Annotated in this window: 21 protein-coding genes; 16 read left to right on the forward strand and 5 right to left on the reverse strand. The window is 61.6% G+C overall.

What is annotated here, in order from left to right; all coding sequences use genetic code 11:
* Window positions 1–63 precede the first annotated feature (63 nt).
* On the reverse strand, window positions 64–690 hold the full coding sequence (locus CLV65_RS07780; protein ID WP_094691958.1) for a hypothetical protein: 627 nt from the start codon (window positions 688–690) through the stop codon (window positions 64–66).
* A gap of 30 nt (window positions 691–720) precedes the next feature.
* Between CLV65_RS07780 and CLV65_RS08810 the strand changes: the two genes are divergently transcribed.
* From CLV65_RS08810 to CLV65_RS07835, 12 genes are all read left to right on the forward strand, one after another.
* Entirely contained in the window at window positions 721–1,233 is a 513-nt protein-coding gene (locus CLV65_RS08810) for a hypothetical protein (protein WP_144441925.1), read from the forward strand.
* A 98-nt stretch (window positions 1,234–1,331) separates the two neighbouring features.
* Window positions 1,332–2,480 (forward strand): P-loop NTPase family protein, encoded by a 1,149-nt coding sequence (locus tag CLV65_RS07785; RefSeq protein ID WP_094691959.1) that lies wholly within the window; start codon window positions 1,332–1,334, stop codon window positions 2,478–2,480.
* On the forward strand, window positions 2,468–3,727 hold the full coding sequence (locus CLV65_RS07790) for a hypothetical protein (protein ID WP_094691960.1): 1,260 nt from the start codon (window positions 2,468–2,470) through the stop codon (window positions 3,725–3,727). Before CLV65_RS07785 ends, CLV65_RS07790 begins: the two co-directional genes overlap by 13 nt.
* Window positions 3,724–4,275, forward strand: a complete 552-nt coding sequence (locus CLV65_RS07795; RefSeq protein WP_094691961.1) for a hypothetical protein — start codon at window positions 3,724–3,726, stop codon at window positions 4,273–4,275. The genes CLV65_RS07790 and CLV65_RS07795 overlap by 4 nt, the downstream gene beginning before the upstream one ends.
* Window positions 4,275–6,851 carry an ATP-binding protein gene (locus tag CLV65_RS07800; RefSeq protein ID WP_094691962.1) on the forward strand — a complete coding sequence of 859 codons (2,577 nt, stop codon included), beginning with the start codon at window positions 4,275–4,277 and terminating at the stop codon, window positions 6,849–6,851. The genes CLV65_RS07795 and CLV65_RS07800 overlap by 1 nt, the downstream gene beginning before the upstream one ends.
* Window positions 6,852–6,954: 103 nt before the next feature.
* Window positions 6,955–7,344: a hypothetical protein gene (locus CLV65_RS07805; protein WP_144441926.1), complete on the forward strand. Its 390-nt coding sequence runs from the start codon at window positions 6,955–6,957 to the stop codon at window positions 7,342–7,344.
* Window positions 7,345–7,401: 57 nt separating this feature from the next.
* Window positions 7,402–7,800, forward strand: a complete 399-nt coding sequence (locus tag CLV65_RS07810; RefSeq protein ID WP_094691964.1) for a hypothetical protein — start codon at window positions 7,402–7,404, stop codon at window positions 7,798–7,800.
* Window positions 7,797–11,723 (forward strand): TrbL/VirB6 family protein, encoded by a 3,927-nt coding sequence (locus CLV65_RS07815; protein WP_094691965.1) that lies wholly within the window; start codon window positions 7,797–7,799, stop codon window positions 11,721–11,723. The genes CLV65_RS07810 and CLV65_RS07815 overlap by 4 nt, the downstream gene beginning before the upstream one ends.
* On the forward strand, window positions 11,720–12,067 hold the full coding sequence (locus CLV65_RS07820) for a hypothetical protein (RefSeq protein ID WP_094691966.1): 348 nt from the start codon (window positions 11,720–11,722) through the stop codon (window positions 12,065–12,067). The genes CLV65_RS07815 and CLV65_RS07820 overlap by 4 nt, the downstream gene beginning before the upstream one ends.
* 22 nt (window positions 12,068–12,089) lie before the next feature.
* Complete coding sequence (locus tag CLV65_RS07825) at window positions 12,090–14,774, forward strand: ATP-binding protein (RefSeq protein WP_094691967.1); 2,685 nt, start codon at window positions 12,090–12,092, stop codon at window positions 14,772–14,774.
* A complete protein-coding gene (locus tag CLV65_RS07830; protein ID WP_144441927.1) occupies window positions 14,761–15,531 on the forward strand; it encodes a hypothetical protein in 771 nt (256 codons plus the stop codon). The genes CLV65_RS07825 and CLV65_RS07830 overlap by 14 nt, the downstream gene beginning before the upstream one ends.
* A gap of 81 nt (window positions 15,532–15,612) precedes the next feature.
* A complete protein-coding gene (locus CLV65_RS07835) occupies window positions 15,613–15,900 on the forward strand; it encodes a hypothetical protein (RefSeq protein WP_094691969.1) in 288 nt (95 codons plus the stop codon).
* An 83-nt stretch (window positions 15,901–15,983) separates the two neighbouring features.
* Here the strand turns inward: CLV65_RS07835 and CLV65_RS07840 are convergent, their stop codons facing one another.
* Window positions 15,984–16,238, reverse strand: a complete 255-nt coding sequence (locus CLV65_RS07840; protein ID WP_094691970.1) for a hypothetical protein — start codon at window positions 16,236–16,238, stop codon at window positions 15,984–15,986.
* Window positions 16,239–16,448: 210 nt separating this feature from the next.
* On the opposite strand from CLV65_RS07840, the gene CLV65_RS07845 reads away from it, so the two are divergent.
* The gene (locus CLV65_RS07845) at window positions 16,449–17,783 is read left to right on the forward strand and encodes a phage tail tip lysozyme (protein WP_094691971.1); all 1,335 of its coding nucleotides are present in this window, start codon (window positions 16,449–16,451) and stop codon (window positions 17,781–17,783) included.
* 123 nt (window positions 17,784–17,906) lie between these two features.
* Here the strand turns inward: CLV65_RS07845 and CLV65_RS07850 are convergent, their stop codons facing one another.
* Window positions 17,907–18,881 (reverse strand): hypothetical protein, encoded by a 975-nt coding sequence (locus tag CLV65_RS07850; protein WP_094691972.1) that lies wholly within the window; start codon window positions 18,879–18,881, stop codon window positions 17,907–17,909.
* A gap of 209 nt (window positions 18,882–19,090) precedes the next feature.
* Here CLV65_RS07850 and CLV65_RS07855 point away from each other — a divergent pair, with 209 nt between their 5' ends.
* Window positions 19,091–20,839 carry a hypothetical protein gene (locus tag CLV65_RS07855; RefSeq protein WP_094691973.1) on the forward strand — a complete coding sequence of 583 codons (1,749 nt, stop codon included), beginning with the start codon at window positions 19,091–19,093 and terminating at the stop codon, window positions 20,837–20,839.
* Window positions 20,840–21,024: 185 nt separating this feature from the next.
* Window positions 21,025–21,990, forward strand: a complete 966-nt coding sequence (locus CLV65_RS07860) for a hypothetical protein (protein WP_144441928.1) — start codon at window positions 21,025–21,027, stop codon at window positions 21,988–21,990.
* Window positions 21,991–22,097: 107 nt separating this feature from the next.
* Here CLV65_RS07860 and CLV65_RS07865 read toward each other — a convergent pair whose 3' ends face one another.
* Together CLV65_RS07865 and CLV65_RS07870 are read right to left on the reverse strand one after the other, a co-directional pair.
* Entirely contained in the window at window positions 22,098–22,331 is a 234-nt protein-coding gene (locus CLV65_RS07865) for a nucleoside triphosphate pyrophosphohydrolase family protein (protein ID WP_144441929.1), read from the reverse strand.
* Between the two features lie 140 nt (window positions 22,332–22,471).
* Entirely contained in the window at window positions 22,472–22,687 is a 216-nt protein-coding gene (locus CLV65_RS07870; protein WP_094691976.1) for a hypothetical protein, read from the reverse strand.
* A 114-nt stretch (window positions 22,688–22,801) separates the two neighbouring features.
* Between CLV65_RS07870 and CLV65_RS07875 the strand changes: the two genes are divergently transcribed.
* Entirely contained in the window at window positions 22,802–23,077 is a 276-nt protein-coding gene (locus CLV65_RS07875) for a WhiB family transcriptional regulator (protein WP_094692028.1), read from the forward strand.
* Window position 23,078: the final 1 nt, after the last annotated feature.

Raw genomic sequence — 23,078 nt, forward strand, 5'->3', positions numbered from 1 at the left:
GGTCCCGCCGTCCGGTTGAAGAACGGCGGGACCCCTCACTCGTTTCGGTTCACTCGCACACCACTAGTACACGAGCGCCTTCAAACCATTCACGCTCACCGCATCCCACTCCGCAGCAACACGCTTCGCATCATCACGCTCATGACCCGCACCAGCCGGACGGCCCAACGCCCCCTCACCACGCGAAGCCTCCACAAGCGCAAACAAACGACGCGCCAAACCCGCATCACCCTGCATCGCCAACGCCATGTCAATCAAACGATCCTCAGGCGCATCCGAATCAAAACGCTCCACAAGCTGCACAAACTGCTGCATGCGACGACGCGGCTTCACCTCCGTCAACACCGCCGCCACAGCCATCTCATCATTCGACCCCGACTCAGCGACAAGCTTCGCAACAGGCAGATAACCGTCACGCAAAGCATCCACCACGCCAAGCAGACTCCGCACAGCCGCAGCCGGAACAGTCGGACGATCGGAACGACGCTTGTTCGGCGCACGCCCCTGCTTCACCTTCGGCTCGCCGCCCGCCTTCTTCACAGCACGCTCATCCACCGCATCCGGCACGACGTTCAACGCAGGGAAACGAGTGTCGCCCTCCACCTTCGTCACACCATCAGCATCCACCGTCTCGTCATGACGCACCGCATCCGAAACACCGGCAGCCGGTTCATTCGAAAACCAAGACATGATCCAATCCTTTCAACAAGCAAACGGTTGATGTCATGCACCATCATACCCGGTGTGCGCCATCCGCGCACGCCCGCCGTCCGCCGTGCCACTTGCACGCTCGTGCCTTCGCGCATGTTTTCCGACACACCTTGCGCGGGGGCATGCGCGCTCACCGTTTTGACCGCATCGACATTGCATCGCAATCCTTCGTCCTCTCGCAAACCCCGAACGGAAAAACAAACGACCACAAGCAAAACCCCAAGCAAAAAGCAAACACCGCAACAACCACACAAACACACGACATCGCAATCACAATCAGACACACCCCGAGCCAAGCAACACAAGCAAGCACAATCAGCAAGCCAGCACAAGCAGAAACCCCAAACGCAGTACGAACAACAATCCAGCCAAACACAAAAAACAAGACAAGCAGACACAAACGCACAAAAACGCCCCCACGCAAACAAAAACAAGCAAAACAACACAACCAGACAGACAAAACGCCCAAGAAAAACAGTACTGAAATGCCTGACACAAGAAAAGACAACACAACCAATGTAAGATAAGACAAGAATTCAATCCCAAAGGCGAAAATCGCGTGCAACGTCTAGGTGCCAAACCACCCGAAACCACCCGATTCCGCCAAACCCGGAGGACTCATGGTCGTTTTCGTGTCAGGTTACGGTCAATTGCTGACCGAAGTCACCCGGCTCCTGCCAGCAGGCACCGGCATCCCGCCCGTCGGAAACGACCCCGGGGAGCAAGCCCGGTGGCTCGAGCACCACCCCGTTCCCCCCGGACGGCATGGTGCGATGCTCACCGACCAGCCCGCCCTATGGCAACCGGCGCAGCAAGCCGGATGGCGCGTCTACTGGTGCAGCCCCGACCAGCCGCCCATGGGGACCGAACCCCTGCCCGGCAAGGCGCTGGCCATGACACTGGGCGCGTTCATCCGCCTGTTCTGGGACGTTGACATAGCCGACACGCGGGTGGTCGCGGACGTCATGACCGGGCACGCCAGACGCTCCGGGAGCATACTGTTCGTGACGAGCTGCACGGGTGGCGTCGGCAAAAGCGTCACCAGTCGCAGGCTCGCGGAACGCGCAAGCCGACAGGTGCCGACACTGCTCGTGGATGGCAACATGCTCCAATCATCGCAACGCAGTTTCTTCGATCCCGCGCGCACCCGGACGCTGCGCACCATCTACGAGTGGAGGGGTGGAAACCCCACGCGCGGAGCGAACCAAGGCAAGACCCTCCATGTGCCTTACGACGTGTGTTTCGCACCACCACCCGGCATGACCGTCACGTGGGACGAGTACGTCGAGTACGTGCGCGCAGCACGCCGCGCATGGGGGTTCATAATCATCGACCTTGACCGTGTGAGCGCCGTGGACTTCACCCGACCGGGCACCGCCGCACACGATTTCCTCCTGCCCCTCTCCCATGAAGGCGCGCACATCCTGTTCATCGTGAAAGCCGGAGTGCAGACGCAAGGTGATGCGGTCGGATTGCTGAGCGCACTACCGCAGACAGGCATCGACCCGCAGCAGGTCGGAGTGAAGGACACCATTCCCGAAGGCATGAGGCAAGCCGATTGGAAACGCATCGACTGGACGCGGTGGGCGACATGGCTGGGCGTGGAATTCCAATCCCATGAAGCGGGTATGCGCATCGCCGCAGGGGAATCCGGGTGGAACGACCCGGGGTTGGACAGGACACGCGAGAAAGTGCTCGACTGGGCGTTGCCCGGCATGGGTTTCGACCCTGATCGGGTGAAGGAGAAAGCGAAAGGATGGAAACTGTGAGCGGCATGACGGAACGACCGTGGACCGGGTTCTTCGATCCTGCGGACAAGAGGCTCTACGCTTACGATTCCGACGTGGACTGGTGGCGGGCAAGCCACATGGCGACCCTCGAAAAACCCGTGAAGGTCGCCGCCCGCGACGGCAACGAATGGATGATGCCGTACTGGAAGGTCGCGGAAGCAATGGTACGCGACCAACCCGAAACCGTGGACGCGATCATCAGCAGCCTGTTCGCCTGGAGGACGGCGACGGTCAGCCAGTTGCGCGCCGGATTGTGCGACATGCCATTGCCCGCGTTCAACCGTCACGAACCCGGACTGTGGGGTGCGCTCAACCGGCTTGGCATCATCAACGTCGGGTTCAGCCGGAGGGAACGCATCGAGGGAATCACCCTCCCCCAAGTGTGGGTCGGTGTCGGTGATGATGCGAAACTCGTACGCCGTGTCCTCGACTACATCGGGCAGGGACGCCCATGGCTGGCGCAGGTGATGACCTCCACATTGTGGCGTGCCATGCACACGCACGCACGGCATAACACGTTCGCCGCGCACGTCGGCCTGACAGCATGCCGTGACACGCGCGTCAGGCTCACCGCAGGCGACGGTTGGGGCGCGTTCCGTCTCATCGACCCGCAGGCCACACGCGAATCAGGGTCGCATGCGGCGGCAGGCATGGACACGGTGATGCTCACCCGGGACAATGTGCTCGCAGGCATCGAAGTGCAGACCACGGCGTCGGAAACGTTCATGCGGAAACTCGAAAGGTGGGCGCGTTTCCTCGCGTTCAGTCCCATGGAACGCCGTGGCATGCTGTGCGTCTGGCTGTTCGTGCAATCCCGTGCGGCGGACGCTTACCCGAACTTCCTCCCTGTGGTGCATGCGCTTTCCGGCATGCCGGAGATGACGGCCGGTGACCCGGATGTGGCGAGCCGCATGGGGTGGGCGACATGGGAGGAATGGTATGATCACGGGACGCCCACCGCGCATTGGGGCGAGTACACGGACATGCGCGGCATGCGGCGCAGCGTCTTCGACCCCATGTGGAAGGAACACACGCCCCGGCATGTGAACGGTGTGAAAGCCGTACAGGACTGGGGGTGGCGTTTCATGCGTGACGAAATGCTCAGGATCTACGGGTGGGACATGAGCGGCTGGGCGTTCCCCCCGGACATGCGCGGAGGCTTCCACGGTTTCACACCGCATGTCGTGACGCCCGGTGAAACGGATACGCCGGAGGCAGCCATATGACCATGGGACACGACTACCGTCCCGGCATCAGGGAAAGCCGCGTGGCTAAGGAAACCAACCGTCGCATACGTCTCGCTGTCCTCGCGCAAGCCGCACGCCTCGTGGACGAAGGGCATTTGGACAAGGTGCTTCCCATGCTCATCGCAAACTATGCGAACGATCCGAAACGCATCGGGCAGATTCATCTCATCCAGCTTGACGAAGCCATGTTCGGCACACAGTACATTACGGCGAAACGATGGGTGCGGCGTATGCGGGAACGCCTCCACGACACGACGCATCTCACGGACGGCAGGCTCGACATCGCGTGGGCGTTGGACACGCAGGAGCATACGGTGCGCATGACCCTGTGGCTGTGGATGCTCGCGGAAAGGGAGAAGCTCACAGCCTTCCGCGTGCCCGGCGGATTCCCGTACAGCCTCATCTACGACAATTGGGATCCCGCTTACGACGAGTACGCGCAACAGGCGGATGACACGGATTGGGATGACGACGAGCCGGACACGGACGGCACCATGGACGACACGGATTGGGAGGCTCGCGGCTGATGGACAGCAGGACGAAAGCATGGCATCGGGTGACGCGCACCCTCCTCACGTTGGACGAAGACCAGGCGCGAACACGCGCCAACACGGCAAGCGCGCTCATGGCCGGCACGACCCTCCTATTGACACGCACGGGAAGCCAACCACCCGAGGAATGGTTGTACGGGGAGACGGAGCAAGTGGAGAAAGCCGGCAGGCTCATCGGCTTCCAAACGACCCGTCTGGAGGATGATGCCTATCCGCCGCTCCCACCGGCCGTGGGACATGCACGGCATGCGACCGTCCCATGGCGTGCCCGTCTCAACAGTGTGAACGGATTGGAGAAAATCCGGGAACGCGGAAGCGAACTGAGACGCAGCGTGGAAACACTCATGCCACCCGACTCGTATGTGAGCGTCACCATGCGCCGGCGCGGCCTATTGGAACAATCACGCATCCGCGACTGGGTGGCGGACGAAGGCAACACCGTGGAGGATGAGAACGACTTGGTGAAAGCGAACGCCTTGTGCGCGCGCATCACCACCGGGTGCGCTGACCCGAATCAGGCGAAGGGATTCGCGGCGAACGTCGGACAAGCGGTCAGCAGTCTGAGCGACATGGGTGAGAAGACGAGCCTGCCGTGTGCGGGACTGCCCGCCGCCCTCACTCTGGGGGGAATGCTGTGCGTGCTGCTCACGGTGTGCGCGCCATGGGGGCGGAAGCCCATGCTCATCCCCTTGGCGTTCTCCCTCATCCACTTGCTTGTGACAGGCGTGATGCGTCTCATGGGCGTACACCCGTCCGATTGGTGGATCCTCCCACCACTATTGCTCGCAGGAGCGGTCATGCTGGGTGTCGCATGGACGCCACCCATCTGGCTTCCCCTCCCCCTGCTTCCTTTCCTCTTGTTCGCAGTATTCCGATGGTCGAGGCGCAGCCTGTGGGATGACATCATGGAACGCCCCCGCACACGCATCACCCCTCCAAGCCATCGCAAGGCTGCGGGCAGTGACAAGGAGACACGGCTCGGCATGCTTGACATGAGGAGACAGGTCGAGGATTACCCGTTGCAACGCAGTACGCTGATCCTCCCGCCCGGCATCGTGACGAGCCTCGCGCTGCCCGTGGATGACAGTGTCGCGGCACGCCAGGAAACACATCCAGTGCCGGACGTGCTCTCCCACGACGGCGTGCCGTTGGGAACCGACCAGACGGGACGCACCGGGCATATTCCCGCCGACCAACTGTACAAGGGTGTCGCCATCACCGGCGAACAGGGCAGCGGCAAAAGCGTCCTCACCTACGGTTTCATGCAATGGGCGTTGGCGCACCGGGATGACACTCCCGGCAGCATCTGGGGACAAGATAGCAGTGTCATCGACTTCGCCATGAAGGACGATCATGCTATCACGGCGATGAACCGCTGGCATGCCAAGCACGGCACGCCATCATCCCGCACCGTCACCTACTTGGCGGACGAACGGTATGCGACGCTCGACATGTGCGGCTTGTTGGATGGGTTGGATGCGGCGCGCACCGCGACAGGCATCGCAGCAGCCATGCAGTATTCGTTCGATGACGGCGATATCCGCAATGACTCCCTCGACGTGATAGCGAACGCGATGACGATAGCCATCACAGCGACACGCTACCAGTTGGCGCACGGCAAGCTCACCAGTCACTCGCCCGACCAACCCCTGCCATTGGGGGAACGCATCCGCCGCCTGTCACAGGACACGGAATGCTTCGGCTGCGAACAAGCGCACGAACAGAAAAGCCCCATCGGATGGGCACTCATGGCCTTGTGCGGGTCGGACGGACAGGTGGGAAGCGCACGCGCATTAGGCAAGGTGATGCGCGCCCTCGCAGTGGAACAGCCGTGCGACGACACGGTTCAGGCTGCGCGCGCCGCCGAACAGTTGTACGGGCGTCCGGACAGCAAGGGTCGCAACACGGTGAACGACCGCACGCTGTTGGAAAGGACGAACGCGAGCCGCAACAAGGTACGCCAGTTCATGGCATGCGAACACGTGTTCACGCCACGCCGCGGCAAACTCACATGGCGTGGACTGCTGGGCACTCCCGGCGAATACCATGTCGTGCTCGCCCCGCATGACGGGCGGAGCCTGCCGGAACGCATGGACAGGATACTCGGCGCATGGCTCATGTACCGCATGTGGAACACGATGACGGGCATGTGCCAAGGCTGGCAGGCGCAAGGCAGGCATGTGATGCTTGTATGCGACGAGCTGAGCATGCTTGCGAACTCGGACGACCGCATACTATGCCAGTTGCATGAGCAGGGCAGGTCGTTCGGCCTGATCCTCGTGTTCGCCACGCAGTACGTACAGCAGTTCTCACCGGGGCTGATGCGCAGTTTCACCGGGTACGGCACGTATGTGACGTTCAACACGAGCGACCCGGAGGTCGCGCAGACAGCCGCAGACAGGTTGACGGATTCGGATGGCGCGGACGGGTGGACGCGGGGCGCGGTGGTGAACCTTCCGGCTCATTGGGCTGCGGTGAGGACGCGCACCGTGGAGCAGACGCAGCCGTCGTTCCTCGTGCACGTGCATGATTTCGAATCCGACCCGGCTTGATTTTACCGTGCGGGCAGGCTGTAACACCCGGTTTCCGTAGTATTGTTGGTGGTGTGCAAGGTGTCTTGCATTTCCTTGTTTCCTTGAATGATTGGAGTCGATCATGGGTATGGTTTCGAATGCCGCGCTTGGAGTCACGGCGAAGACGATGGTGATGGCCGGCGGTTCGGGTGGCGATGTCAGCAATCTGAAAACCACGTACGATAAGTTCTTCGGGAGTTTCTGGACCAACGGCATCGGCCAGTTCCTCAAGACCGTCATGGCTCTCGTCGCGATCGTCCTCGCAGCCATGCTCATCCTCGCGCTCATCATGAAGGCAATGGGCAAGCAGAATCAGCTCGTCATGCAATATTCCAACGGCAAGACGATCTTCTTCACCATCCTCTTCATCCTCATACTGCTCGCACCAACCCTCCTCGGTCCGGCGCTCGGAGTCGTGGACAAGCTCATCGACTTCCTCAACACGGACAGCAACAAGCTGCTCGGTAGCTGAGACACGGGGCCACCGCCCCACACAAGGAGGACACGCCGCAACCACAAGAAGGAACCCATGGGATACTACGCGCCGCCAAGCGAAACAATGGACGACATCACCAGCGTCAGCTGCCCCGAACGCATGGAGAAAACCAACACCATACGCCTGACGAAAAACACGGAGATACGCTCCAAAACCCTCCTGTTCCTCATCGGCGGTGCCGTCACGGGACTCCTCATAGCCATCCTCCTGTGGGGCGTCCTCCACCAGTACGGCGCCATCTTCGTCGTCGCCGGAGGCGCACTCGGACCGTTCATGGGAGTCGGCACCGTCAAGGACGCGACACACGAACTCAGGTGGAAACGAGCCCTCCGCCGCCTCCAATCCACGCGCGTGGACGGCAAAGTGTTCCTCCCCAACAGCACGCACGCGGAAAACGTCACACGCATGGAAAAGGCGGTGTTCGTCAAATGAACCGACGCTCCCCCGGCATGCCGCGCGCATGGCATCTGCCCATCATCCTCCTGCTGCTCGCCCTGCTCACAGCCGTCTGCACGCCACCCGCATGGGCTGCACCCGACCCGCACAGCGATCCGGCAACGCAGGATGGCACTCATACGGTCACCGCCCTGTGCGCGACAGGCGGCAGCGGATCGAGCACCGACCCCACGTGGTGCCTCCCATCAGGACGGTGGGGCGACAAGGTCAGCTCCGTCGACATCCGCACCGAGGATGCGAAAGGGTTCAGCAGCATCGGCAAAACGCTGTACAACACCACCCAGACGATGAAACTCGCCCTGCCGAACATGGTGCTGCAATTCACGCAGATCTTCTGGCGCAGCGCCATCAGCTTCGCGGATTTCGCCGCAAGCTTCGGAACCAGCAGCAGCGGCACGAACATGAACGGGTTCTACGCGCGCCTCGACAAAAGCGCGGGCACGCTCGCACAGAACTTCCTCAACGGCGCGCTGCCCGCAGTGTTCACCATCCTCGCGATCTTCGGCATCCTCATGGCAAGCGTATGGGGCAAAGGCACCGTCGCCAGCAGCAGCAAACGCCTCGCAGCCACCATCCTGTGCATCACGGCGCTCACCGTGACCAGCACCGCCGCGATGCACAGCACGGAGAACGGTCCGGCGAAAGGAAGCCCATGGTGGGTGGTGCAGACCGCGAACAACGCCGTCAACAAAATGACCGTGGGACTCGACCTAGGGGGTGCGCTCACCGAAGGCAATTCGAACCTCATGGCCGTCGAACACAAGGGTAGTGAGGAACGCAACTGTCAGGACTACCTGTGGCAGATGCACAAGCAGTACAAGGATGCGACGGCTTCCACGGGCACGAGCAGCGCGGTGCTCAACGCCGTGAACCAGTTGTGGGAGGAGACCGCGTTGCGCAACTGGGTGACGATGCAGTTCGGCAATCCGACGGCCGGATCGCAAAGTTCGAAGGAGGAGGCTGCGGACGCGCAAGCCGTCTACTGTCACGTGCTGGAGGCGAAGGCGGGCACGCAGACGGAAGTGCAACGCCAGTTGGTGAACAAGCAGATGGGTTTGCAGGTTGATTCGAAGACCGCCGCATGGATTTTCAATGTGAACAATTGGATTGATCCCCTCGCCCCCAGCGTGTATGGCGGCGGGTCGGAGACGGATGCGCGTGACAACACCGGCAACCGTATCTGGAGGCTCGCGGAATTCTGGGAGACGTGCACGTCGAAAGGCAGTCAGGACAATGTGACGGCGCGCGACGGCTGGGGTGTGTTCGTGAACAACATGGGTGACAACGGGTCGGGTCCCATCAAAGGCGATGGTGGTATCACGCTTCGTGTGGGTGGCAATGCGACCAGCAAGGATGGTGAGCTGAGGAGCGTGGAGCCGCCGGATTCGGAGACGGGAGGCATCCGCAGCGCCACGACCAGCAGCAGTGCGGATGATACGGCGCGTCAGGATGCGACGACGGACGTGTGCGAGACGGTGTTGCTGAACGGGAACGGCACGAAGCAGTTGCATCGCAGCCAAGACAAGAACAGCGGCACGGACAAGCAGTCCGGCACGAACATGGGCGACATGGCGACCCTCGGCTGGCGGTTCGACGCGCCCAACGCATCCGCCACATGGGCCGAAGCGAACACAGACGCCTCATACCCACATGTACGCGCAAGCCTCGAACGCATGTACGGCGGCGCAGGCAAGGACACAGGCGGTGCGATAGGCAGCCTCATCGGCGCAATATGCGACGGTGGCATCAGCATGGTGATGAGCGCCGCGCTCATCATGAGCAAGATCGCCATGCTCCTCATGGGCATCTTCCTCGTCATCGCGTTCATGGTGCGCGCATTCCCATTCGGCACAGCCGTGTCAAACGTATTGCGCAACTGGTTCAAATACCTGACGGAACTGGCGATGGTCGGCGTCCTGTACAGCATACTGGGCAACGTCGCCACGGGCATCAGCGCCATCTGCCTGAACCTGACGAGCGGCATGAGCGGCACGTTCTTCTACAACGTGTTCTCAGGCTGCAGCATGCTCATCGCACTGCTGCTCATCAAAATGTTCTTCGAACACGTGCTGAAGGTGCGCAACCCGTTCGACCTGCGCACGGTGATGGCCGGAGTGGGTGGCGGCGCCCTGTACGGCGGTCTGACGAGCCGTGGCCGTCGCATGGTGATGGGCAAGGCCATGGACATGCTGCACAACGGCAAAGGCAGGGGTTCCGGCAAGGATGGTGCCGGTGAGGAGCATCATTCGAAGGACGCTGCGCATGACAAGCCGTCGGGAGGCGAATCCGACAGTTCGGAGCGCCTGGGGGAGGTCGCGCAGGAGGATGCGGCTGCAGCGAACGGTACCAAAGGCACCGGCGGTACCACGGGTCCGGGTGGTGGAACCACTGGCACTGGCAAAGCCGAAGGCACCGGCGGAACGGAAGCCGCGGATGCGACCGCCGACCGTACCAGCGGGACCACGGGATCGGGGGATGCACGGGAATCCGCCGATACGCTCGACCAGACCGCACAGGAGGATGCAGACACGCAGGACGGCGAAACCGATGGCGGCGCGCCCGACATGGAGGACATGTCCACGCCCATCAACGGCATGCCGCACACCACGTCTGTCAACCCCGATGTGGATGGGGCGGACACCAATCCCGACGACATACATGACGGGCAGGGTTCAGGCGACGCATTGGACTCCGCCGATACGCTCGACCAGACCGCACAGGAAAACACGGATGCGCAGCAGCAGGATGCCGACGCACAGCAGCAGGCCGGTGCGCAGCAGACCGCCCGCCAACGCTTCGACCGCGCCATGGGCCGCCACGGTGACCTCGCATTCGCCATGACACGCCCCGCCGCACGCGCCGTCACCGCCGCAAGCAGCCTCATGGACGGGAAAGCCCTCCCGTTCGCCCGAAAAGTGAAAGGCACCGTGGCGCACGACATACAGGACGCCGTGGACCGTGGCAAACGCACCTACTCCAAGCAGGAAAACAAGGTGATGCAACACAGGGCACGCCTCGCGCTCAGACTCCCCGGCGGCATCGGCTGGGTGGGCGAAGCGCTCATGGCGGAAGGCAAGGCGGCGCTCGTCGCACGCAGCCTCACGACCGGCGGCGCACGGTTCATGTTCCACACCGCCGTCCCCCGCGCATGGCATGGCATGCGGAAAGCCGTGCCAGCCGCATGGAGGTTCGGCGCACGGCATGCCGGTACGGCCGTGAAACTCGGTGCGACCGCGCTCATGCTCAGCAACCCCATCACCGCAGGAATGGGTGTGATCGCAGCCGGCAGGATGCTCACCAGCCGCAACGGCAGGAAGACGGTCGGCACGGTCGTGAAAACCGCCGGCACCATTGCGAAAACCACGGGAAGCTTCGCAGCCGCCGGAACAGCCACCGTCGCCGGTGAAATCCACCACCGGTACCTCGAACACAAGAAGGCGGACCGGCTGTCGGAGGATGAGTACAAGGCTCGACGCGAAGAACAGCAGGACATGTACCGCAAGATCCTGCACGCGCAGCATCTCGTGGACGAACGTCACGAACGCGAACAGGTGGATGAACGCGATTACATGGACATGGGCGCGCACCCCGTCCACCATGAGACGGTCGCATCGGGTCCGGGCATCGACCCCACGGAATCCGCGTGGGTTGACCCGGACGGGAACGACCACGGAACCTACAACGATCCGTTGGACCCGCATACGCCGCCCATGCCCGGATGGGCGCGCACATTCCAACAGCAGGCGCAAGACCAGCACAACCGGCAGGCGCAGCCGTCCGTCGCGTCGGACGTCGAAATCCATGTGGATGGCAAGCAGACGTCCCCCGAAGGGCGGCGACTGTCCCCCGAAGGACAACAGACGTCACCCGGAGGACAACAGGAAAGGAACCAACGATGACAGGCACTCTCATCACGCTCGCGGACACCGCGACAGGCACGCTCACCGGCACCGCAAACACGGGACTCGGCGTGTTCAACAGCTGGATATTCACACCCACCGGCGCGACACTCACCCTCATGCTCATCGTGTTCGGCGTACTCGCCGCCATACGCAAGGGCTCGCGATGGGTGACCGTCACCATGCGCATCGTGCTCGTCATGTGGCTCACATGGGTGTTGGGCGGCATCCTGCAAGCATGGGGCGTGCCCGTAAGGGAAACGATAAGCCTCGTCGGCGGATGGCTGCCCGGCCTGCTGAACAGCATCCTCCAATGGTTCAGCACGTTGTTCCGCATCGCCTGAACAGGAAAGGAACAATCCCATCATGGCACGAGGCGACGGGTTCGACAGCCCGGAATCGTTCATCAGCCCGCACACGGAATACGGGCTGCTCAGGTCCACCGACCCCATGCGCACCGTATGGCTATGGGCGGAAATCCCCATGGAACTGCCATTGCTGGACGGCGCGTCCGACACGCAGAGAGTGAACGCAGCCCACCAGTTCGGCGTGTTCTTCGAAGGCCTGGCATCCCAAGTGACCGTCAGCGGCATGAGATACAGAAGCCTGCTGAAAAGCCAATACCGGCGTTTCCACATGCTCGCATGCAGCTTCCCACGCCAGTACGAGCCTCCCCGCATCATGCGAGGAAGCGCACTGGGACAATGGCAGGCAGAGGCATACCGGCGGATGACGGTACAGGACTCATGCGCTTTCATCGGCGTACCCCTGTACACGGGCGGCGACCCGCTCATGCACGGCAACCACAAGCCGCGGCTCATGCGCCGCATCATGCGAAGCGTCGACCGCATGGCATACGGCTTGCAGAACGGTGCAGCGCAATTCGAAGAATACCTGGCCGACGCGAAGGAAATCGAACAGGTCATGCTACGCGCCGGCTTCCTGCCGTTCACGCAAATGTACGAGACAGATCCGGGACGGTTCGAACGAAACGTGGCGCGCATGAAATCATGGTGGTGCCTGAGCGCGTCGAACGCACTGCCCGTCATGGCCGAAACCGACCACATGCACTTGTTCCCGGACACGTTGAGCGCCGCCAGCGCGCAGAACATGTTCGACGATGACATTCCGTGCAGCCAATGGCACATCCCCCGCAGTTACCCAGCGAGCGTATGCTTCGCACAGTCGAGCGACTTCGATTCGAACAGCCTGTCCGACCCGGGGAACCTGTGGGCGGGACGATTATTGGAGGTCGCGACAGGCGGCGGCGCGAACGCCGTGGGTGTGAGCGTGCGAGCCACGGTGGAACCGTCGAAGATAACGGAATCGGAGATACGCCGCAATGATCGCGCCGTGAACGAAACAATGCGGGAACGGTGGAGCAAAGGGCAGGAGGCGACGGGCGACATGGAGGATGCGGCAGAGAACCTCGACTTGCAGAAAAGAGTGTACCGTCACCGTGACGTGCCGCCCACCCTCACTGACCTGAGCGTCGCCGTGCTCGCAGCCGGTAGCGACGAGCAGCCTGCGAAAAACGCTGTAAGGAGCCTCGGAGCGGTGCCGGGCATCGATTTCGTGAACATGAGCACGGGATACGAGCAGTTGATGGGGTTCAAGAGCATGTGCCCGTGTTCGCCCGTCACATACACGCCGTACCAGATGCATTGGAGTGCGAACATGCTCGCGGGCGCGGGCGTGGCGAGCATGGCGAAAGGCGGCGACCCGCAGGGCGCGCTGCTGGGGTTCACGGAAGCGAACCGGCAGCCCGTGTACATCGGCACGACGACCGTTCAGGACGAGGACAGGAAACCGTTCTTCGTCATCATCGGTGACACGGGCACGGGCAAGAGCATGGCGTTGGTGAGCCTGTTCGCACAATGGAGCATGATCCCGAGCCGTTCGGGCGGCGGGAACACGCCGTGCGTTCTCATCAATCCGAAGCAAGGCAATGATTTCGAGGATGCGGTGCGCGCGTTGGGCGGTGACGTGCGACGCATGGATTCCGACATGGCTGACGGCACGTTCGACCCTCTGAACGTGCTGGACGAGCCGGAGCAGGCGAAGAACATGGCGACCATCATGCTTGCGAGCATCCTGAACCCGGAGGGTGGCGCGGATTTCGAAACGTCGATCGCAGCCATGCTCACGTATGGTATCCGGCATGGCGCCCGTTGCTGCGGCATCGCATTGCGCATGGCGTGGGAAGCATGGCATGAGCAACGTGAGGATGCGTTGGATTTGCCGCGTGAAACGGGAGCCGTATGGGATTCCATCCGCCGCGGCCTGTCCTCCTACCGTATGCTGCGTCTCATCATCGGCACGAGCGACAAACTGGAACCGTTGCGCGTCAGCCAGAACCTGACGTTGATCAACGCGGGCGAGCAGAATCTCGTGCCGGATGACAAGGGTGGACGCACGGTGACCGGCCGCATCCAATCATGGGTGCTTCGCATGGCCGTGCTGGGTGCGGGTGCTGCGGTGCGTGGACGCGACGGCATGGTCGGTTTGGACGAGGCGTGGGTTGCGATGGGTGGTGACAAGGGTGCGGGCAGCACGTTGGAACAGTGGGCGCGATTGGCTCGCTCCCAACGGTTCACACCAGTGTTGGCGAGTCAGAAAGTGCAGGAGTTCATCGACGCGGGATTGGTGGGTGGCATCAGCCGTGCGCTTCTGCTTGCATTGGACAATCCGCCGGAACGTGACGGGACGGTGAGTCCCGCGAAGCAAGCGTTGCGCCTGTTGCAGATCGATGATGCGGGCGGGCGTATCCTTGGTCGTATGACGCAGGACCCTGTTCTGGGCAACGGCGAACCGAATTACGCTTCCCTGAAGGTGATTCGAACGGCTGTGCGTGATCCGGCGCACCCGGGTGTGGCGCGTCAGCGTGTCGTGCGCGGTTCGGTGGGGTATTTCGTTGATTTGAAGAATCCGCCGCTTCCTGTGGAAGTGTCGGTGAGTCCGCGTCTGCTGGAGCAGATCAGTACGACGGCGACGGATGTGCTGGCGCGCGAAGCTGCGAAACGCGGTAATGGGAACAATGGAAAGGATTGAAATCATGGATGGTGTTGTGGACGCGGATTCGCGTATGCAGCCGGAACGCGGGCAGATGGTGGAGTACCCGTGTTTCGGATCGGGTGTCCCGCTGCTGTTGGATACGCCGGATTTGCTGATGCCGCGCATGATGCATGGCGTGGGAATGCTCGTGCAGCCGGTGGACGATACTGCTGTCGGCAAGGATGGCATGGACGATTGGCTGGGTGAACGCACGCTGGTGAGCCCGCTCGTCTCATGGGTGCAGCCCGTGTTGCAGGGTGATGAGATGCTGTGCGGGGTGGATGCGATGGGCTGGCCGTTGATGCACGCGCCGGAGGGGCATGAGTGGGATCCTGACGTGGAGTCGTTCGACGCTTGGGTGCTGACCCATATGGTGGCGTTGATTCTGACGGGCAGGGTGTCGGAGGATGCGTCGGGTAGCGTGTTCGCACCGTATGAGCCTCATGGCGTGCATGTGGATGACTCTCAGTGGGGTCTGGCTGAGGAGTGGGTTGGCGAGCATGGCGGGCAGTTGATGTCGGTGAACATGCTTCGTGTGATTGCGTGCGCCGCGTCGGGTGATGTGAACGTGATGCCGTTGTGCCGTGGATTGGTGGAGTCGTGGACGGATGGTTCGTTTGACGATTCGGTGGATTTTCTGGTTGGCGCGGGGTTTGAGGCTGCGCGTGGTTTGGCGGCGGACTATGAGTTGCTGACGGGCGTGGAGTTCGATGTGTTCGCGCATATTGCCGCGCCTGAGGGCGTGGCATCCTGAAGGTTGTTTTGACATTCCCGCGTGACCGCGTAGTGTGAATGGTGTCGGCAAGGATTAACAACACGACCGAAAGGACACGGCATGGGCGAAAGCACCGAACTCCAAGGCCTGGGCGTGGATACGCACGGCCAACGGCTGGGCGACATTGTGAACATTGTGATCCTCGACCGGTTCGACCTGCCTATCCCGAACGGCTTGCTCGACCGAGTGATGGAGTATGCGACCGAGATTGTCGCTGAATGGGTTGCCGCGCATAAGGTCGTGGACTGGTCGCTTATCCCCGATTGGGTGATCGTGGGCGCGTATGCGGCTGCCATAACAAGATGCTGTGGTTTGAGCGTGGCACGCCGCTCACTATCCGGCATCTGAATCGTAGAGCAAGGGGAAACGGAGAAAAACAGAGGAGGGTGACGGTTTGCAGCCCATCACCCTCCTTTGTCGTCTCCGTTGTTTCAGTGTGCCGCCGGTTGCATGACGGCAAGCCCGATGCCGTGGAGTTTTTCGAAAGCTTTCGCCAAACCGGTCTTCGACACGCGCATGACCGGCGGGAAACTGAACGGTTCACCATCCTCGCCTGTCAATACGCGCACGGGCATCGACATGCCATCCGTCAAGTCGAACGTGTAGGTGAACACGCCTCCACCAAGGGAAGACACGCTGTCGGCTTGCATGATTTCACGGTTTGCGTTATACTTTTTCTTGGTCATTCAAAACCTTTCAGACCAAAACCCCGGAATGTGTCCGATGACCATTCCGGGGTTTTTCTATACTCCACTATCTCGGATGGTCAACAATCCTCTCTCCTGCCACGTCAAGTCGAAACTCTCAACACACCGCCAGACAGTCCGCCCTAACACAAGCCAATCGCACTAAACTAGGCAAAGGACAAGGGACACGCGACACACCCGGAGGGCACAGTGAAAACCAAACCAATCCTCGCCATCACCGCCATCCTCCTGCTGTTCGCCATGCTTACCAACACGATGACCACGGGCACCATCGCGACGCTCATGAACACGAGCGACACCACGGGTGACGACACTGCGAGCGGCGGCAGTGAATGCGAGGGCACGGAACTCACCGTGGACGACACCACGCTCCAAACGTTCCACAACAACAGGAACGCCGTCCAAGCCGCGCAAACGCTTCTCTCCAACATGCCTGACCCGGCGAACGGCAGTCTGACGTTCACACCCGTCATGGTCGCCGGGATCCTCGGCAATTGGACAATCGAATCAGGCATCACCTTCGACAAGCTCGAACACAAGGATGAGAATATCGGCGGGCGGCTCGACGGGACGAAACAATCCAACGAGTTCGCCCGCTCATGGGCGCGTCGCGGAGCATACGGTCTCGGCATCGCGCAATGGACATGGTGCAAGGACGCGGGAGGGGACGGCAACCGTGCGTGCGCGCTCATCGACCTTGCGGAAAGCATGAACAAAAACTGGTATGACCCCGACGTGCAGATGCGCATGGTCGTCAACGAACTCGCAGGCCCCTACCATGGGGTGTACGAACGGTTGAAGGAAAGCACGGATGCGGGTGACGCGGCACGCATCTGGCTCAGACAGTACGAGGGAGTGGACAATGGGACGGGTGATGCGCGTGCGCAAGCGGCGGAAAACCTTCTGCCAGCCATTCAAAGCCTTGCCGGCGGTAGTGCGACCATGGTCAGTATGACAGGCTCATGTGATGCGACCGCCGTCACTACGAGCGGCATGGTAGACGGTGAGGCTCCCGACGCGCAGGAAGCGGGACGCACGTTCGCATGGATGTGCGGTGCGGTGGGCGTGTGCAAGGACGGGGATTACGGGCAGGCATCCTCCCTGCCGTCCGCGTGGAAGACTTGGATGCGACAGTACATGAACGGTTTGGGCTACCAATGTTTTTGGTATGCGTATATGCGTGCCGCGATGGTGCATGGCAATACGAGCGCATGGTCACCGTACTTGGGTGCAGGCTATCCGAGTGGGATCAGGGACGGGCAGCAGGGCGTGTCATACGATGCGCAGCCGCGTGCGGGTGACCTCGTGGCGAACGATGGCACGCCGGATGAGCTTGCCTCGGCGGGCGAGCATATCGCGTTCATCGAACAGGTGAAGGATGATGGGACGCTTGTCATCAGCGAAGGCAATTACGGTGAGCCTGCGGGCGGGTGGACGACGTACAACCGGCGTGAATTGCACAGCAAGGGTGATTACGTGCATTACCGTTACCTGCATTACGAGGCGTGGGATACGGCCGCCTGAACGGCATGGGAAAGGGGGTGTGACCCGGACTCCGACAAATCCGGGTCACACCCCCTTGGGAACGGCTTCGCCTGGTTCGCCCGGAATGGCGTGCGAAACACTGTCAGAACCTAGCTTAACAAGCTAGTAGACGTTCGGCTTCGGCATGTTCACCCGAATCACCTCACCCTGACCCCCATACCACAACGCGCTATCACCCGTGCTCGACCCGCTCACACGCCCGGCACGCCACCCATACGCACCCTCACGAGGCAACGGCTTCTCACCGAACACGGGAATCGCATCATGCCTCCACGACAGGTTCGGCGGCACACGGTCGGGATGCATGTCAGCCGTCACATAATACGGGTCCGCAAGCCACCAATCCGTATCCGAATCCGCCATCGACACGCGACCATCCGAAGCGACGCTCATCGTGTCCTTCACGGTGAACGACCCCCACAACGGGCACCACGCCCACACGTCGTCATGCCGTTGACCGTCATACCCCAATGGCAGCGACTGATACCCCGAGTCGGTCGGCATGCTCCACAACAGCCATTTGACAGTGCCCGTCACCGTGCACTCCCCCGTGTCCGTGCATTCCGCGTTCTCCGCGTGCGCGCGGAAACCGCTTATGAGGTTCACGTCCCGAACATACCCCCACAAATCCTCCCCATACGTGGCGAGGGTCGGGTCGGAATTGTCCTCGGGTGGGTTCGCGTTCCATGCTTGCCGTGGGTTCGCCAGAATCCGGGGTGCGGAGGGTTCCTCTCCCATCGCATACGCCGCCGCCACGTCCTTCCAGGGATGTCCGACGAGGGTCGCGGGATCGGTGTCCGCGTCGGCACCCCATGAATGTCGTGCTTCGAAAGCCTGTTTGGCGAGGGCTTCTGTTTCTTCCACGGTGGGTTGTGATGCGCTTGGCGTGGGCGTGGGTGTCGCGGCGGATGGTGTTGGCGTGGCGTTTGGCGTGGGCGTGGATTGTGTGGCGCTTGGCGTGGTCTGGGGCTGCGTGTCATGCACAGGGGAACGCCTCCACACCGTCCAGCCGACGGCAAGCACGATGGCGAGCACTGTTGCGATGATGATGGCGGTCCTCTTCCTTCTACCGTTCAATCTTTTTCTCCTTCACGCTGTCGGCGTACACGCTTGGTGTTTTTCCTCGAACCTATCCTGTCCAAGCATACCCGTGCGACACTGCACTCGCACGGCATGGACACGCATCCATCGGACTAGGATGAGGAAAGACGGGACACCCGCGCAAGGGAACAACGCATTCGTCCCGCACCACACCCCCATGACACCATTCGAGGAAAGGAACCCACATGGTATGGAATCCCGCGCTCCACCCGCGCTGGTGGGACGGACGATGGCGCGAAGTCAACCTCGCCCCCGGCGCATACATGCTCACCGACAGGGCGGGAAAGATCCGCTCCTACTGGCTCAACGACATGAACCAGCTCAACGCATGCCAGAACATCCTCACCTACGGCAGCAAAGGCAGTTACATTACGTTCGGCACCGGCACGGACGGCAGCGCCAACCGGTTCGCCGGGGAATCCGTGGAAGCGGAACGCATGCACCTGCAGCCGAACGACGAAGGCGAACTGCTCGCCACATGCGCGACACGCAGCAGCATCACCGGCGTCACCTACCATGACGTGCCCGCACCCCCCGAACCCATGAGCATCACCCGGTTCAGCCAGTTCGAACAGTATGATGCGCCGGACTCTGGCACGTATTCGAAGAAACACAGGCTCGACCCCACGTGGGGCAAGGGCGGCGACAAGGGTGGGGGCCGTGACTTGGAGATTGGCCCTGAGGGGATCGACCCCACGTTGGGCAAGGGCGACGACAAGACCAACCCGTACAATGTCAACGGTTTCGGCTCCCAAGGCCAGTCCGAAGCCACCTACAAGACAAAAGGCAATTCCACGGGACGCGCCTACAGGGCGCCCGAAGTGAACAAGGCCGAAGCCATCAACCGCCAGGCGTTCGAATCCCCCGAAGCGAAAACCTATTCGCTTGACCCCGGCATGATAGCCGACACGGCCGCCGAACTCCGTCGCAAACTGCAATCGGAACGCCACATCAGCGAATCCGCCGCACGCCGCACACAAGTGTGGGTCGGATTCGACAAGCATGGGAACGCCGTCATCGTGCCAGCGGAAAACAATGAGGGCAAGCAGACGCGACCCCCTCACAACACGGGCGGCAGTCCGTTCGCCCGCGTCACCATGAGCGACCTCACCCGCCAATGCCGCGCATTGCAGGCGGACGGTCGCAAGCCCGTGGAATTCACCGTCGCAGGCGGACCCAACACGTATTCGACCGGGCGAAGCAAAATGAACGCCCTCCACTGGCGTACCGATTTCGATGATGCGAACGGCAGGAGCGTCACCGCGTGGGGCAGTGTCACTGCGCGTCCCGGCTCGTCGAAGAACGCGGGTGGTGTCACGGCATGGCGTTCCGAGGAAAGCCCCACGCGTTATCTGAAGCATGGGAATCTGGACAAGGCCGGGTATGGTGAGAGCGTGAGGCGCCGTGAGATGCGCCGCATCAAGCTCGCGGCACCCTACCGTAATCCGAAGGATGTGAATGGCGCGGTGATGCTCCTCGGCATGCGTCACGCTTTGACGACCGTCGGCGCGAAGGATGTCTCGTATGATGCGGCGAAGGGCGTGGGCGCGTGGCACAAGCCGGATTGCGACATAAGGTTCGACGCGAACGGTGAGTGGACGGGCGGCGTGGCGAAGACGTCGAAGGGGTTCGAACGCTTGTATAATCGGCGCATCATGCGTGACGGTGCCGGGAAGCGTTTGAAGTCTGCGGTCGTACCGGGACGTACCATGCGCCTGTCGGATGGCTGTTACCGTGCGAGCGTGTATGATCCGGCGAAGGGCAGGAACAGCGCGAGGTATGCGTATTTCGCGCCGGATGGCCGGGAGCTTGCGGGTGAATGGGTGTCGTCGGCGGATTCGCAGACGGTGCATTATTACGATGATCATGGGAAGGTGCGTGACCGTCAGCGTCTGTCGGGTGAGCGTGTGGACGTGCGCCCGGACACGAATTAGTTTCACCGTTTTGAGAGAATGCAGGCGGGCCCGTCGCACTGAGGATTAGGTGCGGCGGGCCCGCCTATGTCGTCCGTCGGCTTTTTGCATATCAAAGCGAACGCGGTAATTTGATGGTTAGCTTCCCTATAGGAAGAAACCGGCAATCGACACGAAACGCGAAACCATCGGAAAGGCAGACACGTATGAGCAAACGCAAACAAGGACTGAGATTATGCGCGGCGCATATGCCACTCATACGGCACAGCATCACAGGATTCGGACTGAAACAGTCCACGGTAGCGGACGCACTGGCCGCCGAACGGTTCATAGGCACGGACATGCTAGGGCGGATGAACGGCGTGCGTGCCGCGTATGAACGGCTCGCCCAAGCGCCCATGTACTTCGTATCCCATGACATGACGCTGCTGGCAGTGGATACCGCGTTGCACGGCGGCGCCCCGTCGGAGACAAGGCTGCCTTCGCAGACCGGGATCGTCGGGTTCGAGGGCGGCATCCACCTGGATGGAATGCCTGAAGGCATCGCGGACATAGGCATCGTCTGCTGGGACAACCAAGACAAGTGGTCGCGTGGCGAGGACGGGCGCATATATTTCGACATCAACACATACTCGAATACGCGGGCGGCGCACAACATCCCATTGTGGAAAGGCCTGGCCGATGCGCCGGATTTCGTGGAGGCGACACCGGGCGTGCTGGACATCAACGACGTGCAGGGGGGCGCTGACTGGTGCGTGTTCTGGGAAGGTGTGCTCCGCGCCGTGTTCGCGCTTGCAAACATCCCTACGGTGACGCACACACGGGATTACCGGACGAAACCGTTGGACAGGGTGCCGCGCAAATATGACCCGGATTTGCCGAGCAATCGTGTGAGGCTGGTGGATGTACGCGAAAACCTGGATGCGCCGGACGGGCGCGAACGGGAAAACATTGATGACAGTAGTGGGAACGACGGCAAGCGGCGTGAATACTCGTACCGTTTCATCGTGCGCGGATTCTACCGGAATCAACCATACGGGCCGGAACGCAAACTCAGGCGCAGGCAGTGGATTCCCCCGTTCGTCAAAGGCCCGGCGGACAAGCCGTTGCGTGTGAAGGACACCGTGAACGTTTTGCGCGGTGCGACTGGAGCAAAGGAGAGTCAAGCCTGATCGGATGGGAAAGGACCAAACATGCCGGTGTGACCGTCACGTTTGGCCCTTTTGACTTCCTCCCCCACAACCAAGGCCGGGGACACCCGCCGGGGTGCCCGGATGGTCTAGAACATGCGTCGCTCCCCGTCGGCATACCGTCCGCGTTCCACGTTCCGACGTTGCACACGTTCCGACGCTTCCCGGATTTCCTCATCAGTGAATCCGTAGGCGTCGCAAAGGTTCGCAAGCGTCTGCACCAAATCCGCCAACTCGTCCAAAGCAGCCATGCGGCTCCCCTGCCCCTTCCGATACTCGTTCACCGCAACCGACAGTTCCGCCGCCTCCTCCAACACCTTCACCGCCTGCGCCTTGTCCAAGCGTTGCATAGACGGATGGAACGCGACAGCCGAAAACACGATCCGCCGCGCAAACCGCGCATGTACGGTACACCAATCGCCCATCGTGGCAGGTTCAACGCAACCCGGGAAACCACACGCCTTCAACGGTCGCACCTCCCCGACGTGCTCGACGGGGTGAGCACTTCAGCGGCATGCCCCGCCTCCGACAGGTGCGCCACCGCATCCGCATACGACTCAAACGAACCCCAATACCACCAGCCGCCGCGAGCACGCCTCACGATGATCCACTTGCCATGCGCACCCCGGGGGACGCCGTTCACACGCTCCCCGAGGAACTCGATGCCATCAACAACCATGATTGCCTTCCTTCATTAAAAAACCAGTATCCACATACCCTAATACCCCGTCCGCGTCACGTCAAAACCCCTGTATGCTGGACTCACAGCCCGCCCGCGCCTAAGCTGGGAAACATGATACAACCCGTCTACACGTCCGACGAATGGCGTAGCCAAGCCGCATGCGCCCGGCAAGGCATCGACACGGACGCCTTCTACCCCGAGACATACACGGCGCAGGACACGCGGTATGCGAAACACATCTGCCAGGATTGCCCCGTCCGCACCCAATGCCTCGAAGAAGCGCTCAGACTCCACGACGAATACGGCATATGGGGTGGCATGACGCCCACCGAACGACGCAACACGTTCCGCGCACGCATGCGCCGCACACACCATCGCATCGCATGAC

It is taken from the genome of Pseudoscardovia suis, from assembly GCF_002797875.1.
Classification (GTDB): domain Bacteria; phylum Actinomycetota; class Actinomycetes; order Actinomycetales; family Bifidobacteriaceae; genus Pseudoscardovia; species Pseudoscardovia suis.

What these genes read in the sequence shown, in the direction of transcription:
- CLV65_RS07780 (WP_094691958.1), bottom strand. Translation starts at nt 690, where the DNA reads ATGTCTTGGTTTTCGAATGAACCGGCTGCCGGTGTTTCGGATGCGGTG.
- CLV65_RS08810 (WP_144441925.1), top strand. Translation starts at nt 721, where the DNA reads ATGTCATGCACCATCATACCCGGTGTGCGCCATCCGCGCACGCCCGCC.
- CLV65_RS07785 (WP_094691959.1), top strand. Translation starts at nt 1,332, where the DNA reads ATGGTCGTTTTCGTGTCAGGTTACGGTCAATTGCTGACCGAAGTCACC.
- CLV65_RS07790 (WP_094691960.1), top strand. Translation starts at nt 2,468, where the DNA reads ATGGAAACTGTGAGCGGCATGACGGAACGACCGTGGACCGGGTTCTTC.
- CLV65_RS07795 (WP_094691961.1), top strand. Translation starts at nt 3,724, where the DNA reads ATGACCATGGGACACGACTACCGTCCCGGCATCAGGGAAAGCCGCGTG.
- CLV65_RS07800 (WP_094691962.1), top strand. Translation starts at nt 4,275, where the DNA reads ATGGACAGCAGGACGAAAGCATGGCATCGGGTGACGCGCACCCTCCTC.
- CLV65_RS07805 (WP_144441926.1), top strand. Translation starts at nt 6,955, where the DNA reads ATGGGTATGGTTTCGAATGCCGCGCTTGGAGTCACGGCGAAGACGATG.
- CLV65_RS07810 (WP_094691964.1), top strand. Translation starts at nt 7,402, where the DNA reads ATGGGATACTACGCGCCGCCAAGCGAAACAATGGACGACATCACCAGC.
- CLV65_RS07815 (WP_094691965.1), top strand. Translation starts at nt 7,797, where the DNA reads ATGAACCGACGCTCCCCCGGCATGCCGCGCGCATGGCATCTGCCCATC.
- CLV65_RS07820 (WP_094691966.1), top strand. Translation starts at nt 11,720, where the DNA reads ATGACAGGCACTCTCATCACGCTCGCGGACACCGCGACAGGCACGCTC.
- CLV65_RS07825 (WP_094691967.1), top strand. Translation starts at nt 12,090, where the DNA reads ATGGCACGAGGCGACGGGTTCGACAGCCCGGAATCGTTCATCAGCCCG.
- CLV65_RS07830 (WP_144441927.1), top strand. Translation starts at nt 14,761, where the DNA reads ATGGAAAGGATTGAAATCATGGATGGTGTTGTGGACGCGGATTCGCGT.
- CLV65_RS07835 (WP_094691969.1), top strand. Translation starts at nt 15,613, where the DNA reads ATGGGCGAAAGCACCGAACTCCAAGGCCTGGGCGTGGATACGCACGGC.
- CLV65_RS07840 (WP_094691970.1), bottom strand. Translation starts at nt 16,238, where the DNA reads ATGACCAAGAAAAAGTATAACGCAAACCGTGAAATCATGCAAGCCGAC.
- CLV65_RS07855 (WP_094691973.1), top strand. Translation starts at nt 19,091, where the DNA reads ATGGTATGGAATCCCGCGCTCCACCCGCGCTGGTGGGACGGACGATGG.
- CLV65_RS07860 (WP_144441928.1), top strand. Translation starts at nt 21,025, where the DNA reads ATGAGCAAACGCAAACAAGGACTGAGATTATGCGCGGCGCATATGCCA.
- CLV65_RS07870 (WP_094691976.1), bottom strand. Translation starts at nt 22,687, where the DNA reads ATGGTTGTTGATGGCATCGAGTTCCTCGGGGAGCGTGTGAACGGCGTC.
- CLV65_RS07875 (WP_094692028.1), top strand. Translation starts at nt 22,802, where the DNA reads ATGATACAACCCGTCTACACGTCCGACGAATGGCGTAGCCAAGCCGCA.